Source organism: Rhizobium sullae (genome assembly GCF_900169785.1).
GTDB classification, from domain to species: Bacteria; Pseudomonadota; Alphaproteobacteria; order Rhizobiales; family Rhizobiaceae; genus Rhizobium; species Rhizobium sullae.
On sequence record NZ_FWER01000154.1, the window covers coordinates 1 to 1553 of the forward strand.

Consider the following 1553-nt stretch of genomic DNA (forward strand, 5'->3'; position numbering starts at 1 on the left):
GGTAGCAGTCCCCGCGCGAATGCGGCGTGATCAAGACCGGAAGCCCCGTCCTTCACGGCGGGGAGAAGTCACCAAAGCAAGCGACGCGTGACCATCAAAGCTGCTCCAGCAATTGCGAGCACCTGAAGGAACCTGCGTCTCAGCATTCCTGTTCTCGTTCACGTGTTCGAACGGGCGGAAGTCTGGCGTTCGCCGCGTCAGGGTTCGAGGTCGATAGCGGCCCGATAGCTGCCGTCCATGTAGAAAGGCACAGATGCGTGCTCGTGGACGATTTTCCAGGCACCCTCGGTCCGCCTGAGGCAGACCGTTTTGCGCTGCCACCATTGCGCTCGCTGACCGTCGATCTTGGTTGTTGCGCTCACTTTGGAAAGTCCGTGGCAAAAAGCGAGGCCGCCGCTGACTTCGATGGTCAAATCGCGCTCCTCCAGGCCGACCGGTCCCTCCCAAGTATCGAGCCAAGCGGCGAGACCCGAAACATCTGCCATGTGGGCAAGTGGCGGTGCCAGATCGAAGATGACGGCATCCGGGGTGTACTGCGCTCCGATTGCTGCTGCGTCCTTGTCATGATGGCCTTTGCGGACGGCTTCAAGTACAGCCTTTATCTCCATTTCTTCGGTATCGATGGTCATGATCGTCTCCTTTGGGGTGGGTTTACCCAAAGGACGCGGCAGCGGCTCCCGATCCGACAGGAACGAATCTTTTTTTGCAGGAACGCCTATTTCGACCATGCAGGTGGTGGCGCAGGAATCGCCACTGGGGATCGATCATGCAATTTCAATCCGTCACAGAAGGGAAAGCGGCTGTCACCTCGTCGCTGTGATGACCAATCCATAAATATTCAGCGCTCGGTCAGCCAAGAATGGCGCGCCGCCGTTCAAGGCTCTCCGCCGGCCATTCTTCCTTCATGTCGTAGTAGACCTCGAAGGCGCGGGCGCCGTCCGGTAGCCGAATCCAGGGGAGTTTCGAGCGAGTGAAGATGTGAACATCGGGCTCAATTCCAGTGGGCTCATCGAGTGTAGTAACGCGTACAAAACGTAGCGCGCGGCGTCCGCCGTAATCGCTCCACAATGCCACCTTGCAGAACGGGCAGCGATAGATATCATGCCGGCGGCCGCTGTCGGTAGCCATCGCCACCGGCTCCGGCGCGCCTGACAAGAGCGTAATACGGTCGGTCTCGATCAGCGCGTTGATGACGAAGGCGCTGCCAGTTTGGCGTTGACAGTCGCGGCAATGGCAGCAATGCACGAACATCGGTCTGGAATTCAGCCGGTAGCGTACTGCTCCGCAGAAACAGCCTCCTTCGAAGGTCGGTGGCATACGCGCCCTCCATTGCTTCCGTGCCGCAGGTTAGCCGACCCAGGGTGTGCTTGCAACGGGTGGGGAGCAGCCGTAGGCTGCAAAGCAGCTTTCATAACGTTAGATTGCTCAGGACAAAGAAAGCGCGCCCTGTGTCAAACTCGTGGGAATCCCACAAAGTGTGGTCGGCGCAGGCGGCGTGGCCGCATCTGACGCATTCGAACCGGTCGCGGTCGATCCGGTTCTTCGGATCGACA

The 1553-nt window shown here is 59.3% G+C and carries 2 protein-coding genes; both read right to left on the reverse strand.

What is annotated here, in order from left to right; all coding sequences use genetic code 11:
* Positions 1-197: 197 nt before the first annotated feature.
* On the reverse strand, positions 198-629 hold the full coding sequence (locus tag BN1800_RS39450; protein WP_210191326.1) for a YybH family protein: 432 nt from the start codon (positions 627-629) through the stop codon (positions 198-200).
* 220 nt (positions 630-849) lie between these two features.
* Positions 850-1317, reverse strand: coding sequence for a GFA family protein (locus tag BN1800_RS39455; RefSeq protein ID WP_087006351.1), 468 nt, complete (start codon positions 1315-1317; stop codon positions 850-852).
* Positions 1318-1553 lie beyond the last annotated feature (236 nt).